Source organism: Methylobacterium segetis, from assembly GCF_004348265.1.
GTDB classification, from domain to species: Bacteria; Pseudomonadota; Alphaproteobacteria; order Rhizobiales; family Beijerinckiaceae; genus Methylobacterium; species Methylobacterium segetis.
The window spans coordinates 83,357-90,876 of the sequence record NZ_SMNT01000253.1 but is presented as its reverse complement, the minus strand read 5'-3'; the positions used below and the strand labels follow the sequence as shown (position 1 = coordinate 90,876).

The 7,520-nt window shown below is 70.8% G+C and carries 7 protein-coding genes and 1 tRNA gene; 3 read left to right on the top strand and 5 right to left on the bottom strand.

Annotation, left to right across the window (positions count from 1 at the left end):
* The 4 genes from E1J50_RS26880 to E1J50_RS26865 all read right to left on the bottom strand — a co-directional run.
* On the bottom strand, nucleotides 1–1,859 hold a 1,859-nt coding region (locus E1J50_RS26880; RefSeq protein ID WP_132257404.1), incomplete at its 3' end, for a tandem-95 repeat protein.
* Between the two features lie 335 nt (nucleotides 1,860–2,194).
* Nucleotides 2,195–2,911, bottom strand: coding sequence for an LrgB family protein (locus E1J50_RS26875; protein WP_132257402.1), 717 nt, complete (start codon nucleotides 2,909–2,911; stop codon nucleotides 2,195–2,197).
* Nucleotides 2,908–3,318, bottom strand: a complete 411-nt coding sequence (locus E1J50_RS26870) for a CidA/LrgA family protein (RefSeq protein WP_132257400.1) — start codon at nucleotides 3,316–3,318, stop codon at nucleotides 2,908–2,910. The genes E1J50_RS26875 and E1J50_RS26870 overlap by 4 nt, the downstream gene beginning before the upstream one ends.
* A 31-nt stretch (nucleotides 3,319–3,349) precedes the next feature.
* Nucleotides 3,350–3,829, bottom strand: a complete 480-nt coding sequence (locus E1J50_RS26865) for a tellurite resistance TerB family protein (RefSeq protein ID WP_132257397.1) — start codon at nucleotides 3,827–3,829, stop codon at nucleotides 3,350–3,352.
* Nucleotides 3,830–4,038: 209 nt separating this feature from the next.
* Between E1J50_RS26865 and E1J50_RS26860 the strand changes: the two genes are divergently transcribed.
* Nucleotides 4,039–4,114 (top strand) — tRNA-Thr (locus E1J50_RS26860).
* 114 nt (nucleotides 4,115–4,228) lie between these two features.
* Here the strand turns inward: E1J50_RS26860 and E1J50_RS26855 are convergent.
* A complete protein-coding gene (locus tag E1J50_RS26855) occupies nucleotides 4,229–5,326 on the bottom strand; it encodes an alpha/beta fold hydrolase (protein WP_245516778.1) in 1,098 nt (365 codons plus the stop codon).
* 140 nt (nucleotides 5,327–5,466) lie between these two features.
* On the opposite strand from E1J50_RS26855, the gene E1J50_RS26850 reads away from it, so the two are divergent.
* Together E1J50_RS26850 and E1J50_RS26845 are read left to right on the top strand one after the other, a co-directional pair.
* On the top strand, nucleotides 5,467–6,558 hold the full coding sequence (locus E1J50_RS26850) for an OpgC family protein (RefSeq protein ID WP_132257394.1): 1,092 nt from the start codon (nucleotides 5,467–5,469) through the stop codon (nucleotides 6,556–6,558).
* Nucleotides 6,525–7,490 carry an SGNH/GDSL hydrolase family protein gene (locus E1J50_RS26845; protein WP_425374973.1) on the top strand — a complete coding sequence of 322 codons (966 nt, stop codon included), beginning with the start codon at nucleotides 6,525–6,527 and terminating at the stop codon, nucleotides 7,488–7,490. Before E1J50_RS26850 ends, E1J50_RS26845 begins: the two co-directional genes overlap by 34 nt.
* Nucleotides 7,491–7,520 lie beyond the last annotated feature (30 nt).

Genomic DNA, 7,520 nt, shown 5'->3' with positions numbered 1-7,520 from the left:
CCCGCCGGAAGCGCGACCGGCCGGGCAAGGACCGGAGCGTCGTTGACCGCAGCCAGTTCGAAGCGCGCAACCTGCTCGACGCTGCCGCCATGTCCGTCGCTGACCGTGTAGGCGAGCGTCACCGCGCCATGGGCGTTCTCAGCGGGCCGGTAGGCGTAGCGCCCGTCACCGAGATCCTCGATCGTGCCGCCGCCCTCGGCGACCCGAAGGCCGGTCACCTGCAGGGCGTCCCCGTCCACATCGCTCGTGCCCGCGATGAGGTCCGCCCGCGAGAGGACGAGGCCCTGGTCCTCCGGAACCACGCCGAGGGAGATCGCACCGCCCGAGACCGGTGCGTCGTTGACGCCGGTCACGTCCATGGTCAGCGTCGTCGTCGCGGTGGCGCCCGTCCGATCCTGCACGCGGTAGGTGAAGACATCCGCCCCCTTCTGCCCCTCGGCGAGGGCGGCCGCCTTGTCGGCGCGGTAGACGTAGGTGCCGTCCTCGCGCAGCAGCAGCGTGCCGTAGCGCCCCTCCAGCACGACCGCCCCGCCGGAGAGGCCGTCGGTCGGCGCATCCGTGCCTGCCCGGGCCGCGACGATGAGCGCGGCCGTCGCGCCGAGCACGCCTTGTCCCGCGGTCGCCGCGACGAGGGCGTTGCCCTGCACGACCGCGAAGGTGTGCGGCGTCAGGACGAGCGGGTCGTCCGGGGCCTGCTCCGAGGGCGGGCCAGCGGGTCGCAGGTCGCCCGGGTTCGGCTGGCCCGAACCGCGCGGCGGGGAGCCGGAGAGCGGATCGACCGGCGGCGTCCCCGGAGGACCGCCCGGTGCGCCGGGCCCCGCGGGCGGGCCGGAATCGGGCTGGATGATGCTCGGCTCGGTGCTCGAACCGCCGCCGCCTCCGGTCGCCGGTCCCTGGTAGACCGGCAGCCTCGGCGCCTCCGCCAAGGCCTTGAAGATCGCCTGGACGAGGGCGGCTTCGGTCTGGAAATCCGCCGGCGTCTTGGCGACCTGCTCGAACTTGACCTGTTGCGGGCCATTCGGGCTCACCACGAAGGCGTGGCCCGGATCGGACACCGTGAAGAGGATCCGGCTCGGGTCGTCGCGGTCGTAGACGTCGAAGCGGCCGGTACGCCCGTCCGGCTCGGTCATCACCGAGAGACGGGTGGTGCCGTCGTCGGCGTCGATCTGCACGGAGACCGCCGTGCCGCGGATGCCCATCGTGGCGACGGGCGTCGAGACCTTCATGTCGCCGGTCTTGGCGACCTTGCCCGCCACGAACGTGATCGAGCCCTGGACGAGGCTGAAGAGCGCGGAACTGCCCTCCCCCTCCGCCTTGTAGACCATGTCGTTCAGGAGCATCCGCGCGCTGGCCGAGAGGCTGAACAGCGTGCCGTCGAGGAACGAGATCGCGAGCGACGAGCCGCGCTCCGTCTGCACGACATCGCCCTTGTAGACGAGGTCGCCCACGTGGAGCGTGACCGTGACGCCGTTGCGCACGACATTGGCGGTTCCGGTGACGGTCTGCACGCGACCGATCGCCGACGCGGCGTCGGAGGCCTGCGGTGCGCCGGCCTGCGCGTAGCGCTCGCCGCCGAGCGGCAGGCTGAGCGCCTCGATCACCGCGTCGGACAGGGATGCACCATCGGGCGCGACGATCTTCGGCCGGCGCCCGACCTCGAAATAATCGTGCACGACGAGCCGATGGGTCTCGTCGCTAATGATCAGGTCCGAGCCGGCGCGGATGTATTGTCCGCGGAACAGCAGTGCCGCGTCGTCGACTTGGATGGTGCCGCCCGGCTCGGCGACGACCTCGCGCAGGTCCGCGAGGCCGAAGGCCGCCCCTTGCGAATACGCTCCGATGTCGGCGATCGTCTTCACGTTCTGCGCACCACGTCCGATTCCCGCGTCTTTCGACGCGCGCTCATTGTTTCGCTACCGGAAGTATCCGAGCGAGTTGGTGCGCGCGGTCACATGAAATGCCGGTCCGAATACCCGCTTCGGCCGGCCCAACCTCTGCCGCGCGACGCGAATACCGGTTGCGCCGGCACGCGCCCCCGCCCGATTCCAATCGCCACGCCAGAGCTCGCAGGTTCATCCGAGGCCGGTCCCGATTTCAAGTGTGCCGAGAGCACACGAGGGCGATTTCGCGAGCCGCGCCACGACGTTGCCGCCGGACGGCCCATCGTTGGGACGGTTCCGGACGGACGATCGCGTCAGGGGACGAGTCGCAGGACCACAGGTACCAGGATCGCGGTCAACAGAGCGTTGAGGCCCATCGCGATTCCGGCGAAGGTGCCGGCAACCTCGCTGACCTGGAAGGCCCGGGCCGTTCCGACGCCGTGCGCGGCGAGCCCCGCCGCGAAGCCTCGCGCCCGCATGTCGCGGATGCGCAGGGCGTTCATCAGGGGCGTGACCAGGATCGCCCCCGTGACGCCCGTGAGCATGACGATCACGGCCGTCAGCGTCGGATCGCCGCCGAGCGTCTCCGAGACACCCCTCGCGACGCCGGAGGTGATCGATTTGGGGCTGAGCGCCGTGATGACGGGGCGGGGGATGTCGAGCAACCGGGCGAGGCCGATCGCCGAGACGAGCGCCACCACGCAACCGACGCCGAGCGCCGCCAGCATCGGCACGAGGGCCCGCATCACGGTCGCCCGGTGCTCGTAGAGCGGCAGCGCCAGCATCACGGTGGCGGGACCGAGCAGGAAGTGCACGAACTGGGCACCCTGGAAGTAGTCGGCATAGGGCGTGCCCGTGACGGACAGGATCGCGGCCGTGATCATGATCGCGATCAGCACCGGATTCGCGACCGGGTTTCGTCCGGTCGCGGCCGCGATGCGGTCGGCGACGAGATAGGCGAGGAGCGTCACCGTGAGCCAGAGCAGCGGCGTCCGCGAGAGATAGACCCAGACCGCGAATTCGCCGCTCACGCCGCCTCCTCCCGCTCGCCGCGGCGACGGTCGAGGCTGCGCGACACGGCGACGAAGGTCAGCGCGGTCGCGGCAAGGGCGGCGAGCGTCGACAGGACGAGGACGAAGGCGAGCTTCGCGCCCTGCGCCTGGAGCACGTCGAGACGTCCGACGATGCCGGCACCGGCCGGCACGAACATCAGCGAGAGATTGGCGAGGAGGCCCTTGCCCGTCTGCTCAAGGGTTCCGTCCGTGAGGGGCCTCGGCAGGCCGCGCGGCACCGCGGCGGGGCCGCGGTCGCGCAGCGTGAGGAACCCCAGCATCAGCACCATGCCGAGAACCGGCCCGGGCAGCGGCAGGCCGCTCCCGCGCGCGAAGACCTCGCCGAGAAGCTGGGCGAGGAGGACGAGGGCGAGGCTCGCGATCATGGCCGGCGCTCCCGTCCCGACTGGCGCGCCCTCATGCCGGTCCCGCCCCATCGCGGCCCGCGAGGCCCTCCTCGCGTGCTCGGACGATGGCGGCCTCCTCGAGCCCCAGGAGCTTGCCGAGCCGCCAGACCAGCGCTTCCTCGAACTCGTCGACGCTGCCGTCGGCGCCCGCGATGGACCAGGCCATGGCGAGCAGCCGCGCCCGTTCGCCCGTTCCGCCCTCGCGCCCGATCCGTTCGACGAGCATCGCGATATCGCGGGTCTCCGCATCGAAGGCGGTGGCCCGCGCGATGAGGGCGTCCGCCGCCGCGTCCGAATCCGCGTAGCGGCCGCGGACGAGACGCGCGAGGCGTTCGGCCTCCTTCGGAGCGAGCACGCCGTCGACCCGCGCGACGTGGACGAGGAGGGCTGTTGCGGCGAGGTGCTCCTCGTCGATCTCGGCCTCGACGGCGGACGGAGCGATCCCGAACGCTTCGGACGCGTAGGTTCTGAGGCGCGAGATCAGGGACATCGGAAGCCTTCCGCTGCGATGCGGGGACAGTTTCGCCCGCGTTCACCGCCGTCAAGCCGGCAGACCGCGGCGCAGGCCCGCCGAGCGATCCCCGTGGCACGGCTGCATCGCAGCCTTGCCCGAGACGCGAGCCGCCTTGCCAATGCGGGGCCGGCCGGATATGAGCCTCAGCCGAACGATCGCACCGCGCCCTCCGGCACGTGGATCGGGCCGCAATAGCTCAGCTGGTAGAGCACCTCATTCGTAATGAGGGGGTCGGGGGTTCGAATCCCTCTTGCGGCACCACCATCTTCCTCAAAATCCGGTCCTGCAGGGGGTGGAAGCGCGACGCTTCGGCCTCCCGATCGAGCGCATTCGCGCCGAGGAAGCTTCAGGGCGTCGGGTCTCATCCGAGCCGGGTCATGCCTCGCCGCGCGTGTGCACGAATGCCCGCGGCTTCGGCGCGTCCGTCCCTCCGAATCGAAGGGGCTGAGGCGGCATCGCTTGCGTGCTGCGGCCTGCCAGGGCGCGGGCTGCCTCGACCACCGCCTCGACGCGGACATGGTGGACCATGTGTCCGACGCCCTCGAGGTTTTCGAACCGGGCGCCGGGGATCAGCCGGGCGGCCGTCCGGCCGTGAAGACGAGGGTTGACCACGAGGTCGGCGTCCCCCGCGATGATGTGGACCGCCGCGCGGCAGCCCGCGTGGGAGAACGCGCTGCGCGTGAGCCCTTGCCAGAGCGCAACCGCGTCCTCGCCGTTGGCGATCATGGCTTCCGGTCGCCGCGCCCAGCCGAACGGGAATTGCGCGGCGAACGCCTCGGGCATGGGCTGCGGCAGGAACATGGCACGCCAGAGCAGCGGCAGAAGCAAGGGGTCGACCGAAGCGGCGGCCCCCTGCGCCAGCGCGTCCCCCGAGATGGGAACGCTGCGCGGCCCGAACAGAACCTGCTCCAGCCGCAATTCCGGGAAGGCGATCGGCGCGAGCGCGAGAACGCCCGCAATCCGCTCGGGCCGGCTTATCCCCAGTGACAGCGCCACGGCGCCTCCGAACGAGTGTCCGACGACGACCGGTCGGCGCAGGCCGAGGGCGTCGATGGCGTCTCCCAGGATCTCGGCCTGCCGCCACGGCGAGGCGGCGGACAGGCGGCCGCGCGTGCTGGCGCCGTGCCCCGGACGGTCGACGGCGACCACATGGAAATGCCGCGCGAGCGCCTGCATCGGCCCGAGCCACATATCCTCGAGCGTCATCAGCGCCCCGTGGATCAGGACGAGGTCCGGCCCATCGCCTGCCTCGACGTAGGCGACGCGGTGGCCGCCGCCCGTGGTGACGAAGGCGCGCCCCAGAGGAATCGCACCACGCGACCGCGCCGTGCCGGGTGCCATCGCGGCTCGTGCGGCCCCCGCCGGAACAGGCTCCATGAAGATCCGATTCCCGATGTTCGTGAGGACGCGCAGACGGGTGCGCGCGCGATATGCAACCAGTAGTACTAGCAGAGGTTGCAGACTGCGACGCATCGCCCCCGGTCGCCGGCTCAGGGCCCTGCGGTCGGTCTTTGCAGATCGGCCGGCATGGCCCTATCACGGCGCGCTCGCGGATCGATCCGGCTGCGCCGAGCCCAGCCACCGCCCCCTTCCAGCCCGGAGCCGCCACCGCGATGCGGGATGCAAACGCCATCGACTTCTGGCGGGGCCTCGCCCTCGTGACGATCTTCATCAATCACATCCCGGGCAACACGTTCGAGCGCTACACGTACTCGCAATACGGCATCTCGGACGCGGCCGAGCTGTTCGTGTTCCTGGCCGGATGGTCGATCGGCATCGCGACGCGCGGACGCGACGGCCGGCCGGAACCCGCGCTGCGCTCCGTGCTGCGGCTGATGTCCCGCACGATCGAGGTCTACCGGGCACAGATCACCGTCATGGCCATCGCGCTCGCCATGATCGCCGGCACCGCGCTCCTCCTCGACAACCCGCTGATCCTCGAGTGGCACAATGCGGGGACCTTCTTCGCGGACCCGATCCAGACCATCGTCGGGGTGGTGCTGCTGAGCCATCAGCTCGGCTTCTTCAACATCCTGCCGCTCTACGTGGTGCTCCTCGGCATCGCGCCGGTCTTCATCCTCTTGGCACGGGTGAGCCGCATCGCGGCCCTCGCCCTGTCCGTGGGGCTCTATCTCACGAGCCTCGTCGAGGAGTGGAACCTGCCGTCCTGGCCGGGCGAGGGCGACTGGTTCTTCGATCCGCTCTGCTGGCAGCTTCTCCTCGTCCTCGGCTTCGTGCTGGAGGATTGGAACCGGCGCTCGGATACGCTCCGCCGCTGGGCGCGCCGGCTGATGCCGCTCGGCGTCGGCCTGGTCCTGCTCGGCATCGTGCTCTCGGTGCTCGAGCTTCGGCCCGACCCGCTGCTCGTTCCGGAGCCGCGCCTCATTTTCACCTTCGACAAGACCTACCTGTCGCCCGCGCGGCTCATCCATGTCCTCGGCGTGCTGCTCGCGTTCCAGGGCGTCTACGCCGTCCTGGCGCCGCGGATCGGTGGGATCGTGCGCTATCTGACGAGCCTCGGGAGGAACTCGCTTGCCGTGTTCTCCATGGGTTCGGTATTCAGTCTGGCCGGACAGCTCTTGCGGTTCTGGACGGGTGGTGGCCTCCTGATCGACCTGATCATCGTTGCGTTCGGACTGTTCGCACTGGGTTTTACCGCATGGTTCGTCGAGTGGCGTTCCCGCAAGCCGCGGATCCCGACGTGAGAGCCGCCCCGCCCGGCCGCCGGCCGCTCCTGCTCGCGCTGACCTTGCTCGTAGGCCTCGGCACCGCCCAGGCACAGGAGCCGGCGCCCGAGGCGGCCCGGCCGGCGCCGACGGTCGTCTCTCCCCCGACCGCGCCTCCGGCGCCCGCCGGCGAGAGCCTCGACCCGAGCCTGTCGCCCGAATGCCGCGTGCCCGGCTCGAAGCTCTACACGCTGGCGAAGCTTCACGCGGTCAAGACCGCGCTCAAGGAGAAGCGGCCGGTCCGCGTGCTCGCCGTCGGCTCGACCTCGGCCGGCCCCGGCGCCTCGGCGAGCTACCCCGTCAAGCTCGAGACGGCCTTGGAGCGCTCCCTGCCGGATGTCGACGTGGTGGTGGAGGCCCGCGGCCTGCAGGGCGAGATCGCCTCGGGCGCCGCCGAGCGGCTGCGCAGCATGGTGGCGGATGTCGAACCCGACCTCGTGATCTGGCAGGTCGGGACGCACGATGCGCTGGCCCGTGTCGAACTCGACGCCTTCGCCGACGCCCTCGACGAGACCGTGAAGTGGGTCAAGTCGCACGACATCGACGTCGTGCTGGTCGATCCCGTCTATACGGCGAGCCTCGCCGAGGACGAGTATTACCTCAGCATCGTGCGCAAGGTTCAGGAGGTCGCCGCCCGCGAGGGCGTGCCGCTGGTGCAGCGCTACGCCGCCATGCGCTTCCTCTCCGGCCGCGGCGACAAGGGCGAGGACCACATGCTGGGCCGCCAGTTCCGTCTCAACGATCTCGGTCTGCGCTGCATGGCCGAGCACGTGACCCGGGCGATCACCCTGTCCCTGCTCCAGCCCGATACGACGGGCACCGCCGGCCCCGTCCTCGGCAAGTCGCTGTTGCCTTCGCCCCGGGACGGCGCGCACGGTCCACAGGTGAATCCGACCCCCGACGCCCATTGAGGCGGCCCGGGCGCCTCCCTTAACCGGACG

What these genes read in the sequence shown, in the direction of transcription:
- E1J50_RS26870 (WP_132257400.1), bottom strand. Translation starts at nt 3,318, where the DNA reads ATGATCGCGAGCCTCGCCCTCGTCCTCCTCGCCCAGCTTCTCGGCGAG.
- E1J50_RS26865 (WP_132257397.1), bottom strand. Translation starts at nt 3,829, where the DNA reads ATGTCCCTGATCTCGCGCCTCAGAACCTACGCGTCCGAAGCGTTCGGG.
- E1J50_RS26855 (WP_245516778.1), bottom strand. Translation starts at nt 5,326, where the DNA reads ATGCGTCGCAGTCTGCAACCTCTGCTAGTACTACTGGTTGCATATCGC.
- E1J50_RS26850 (WP_132257394.1), top strand. Translation starts at nt 5,467, where the DNA reads ATGCGGGATGCAAACGCCATCGACTTCTGGCGGGGCCTCGCCCTCGTG.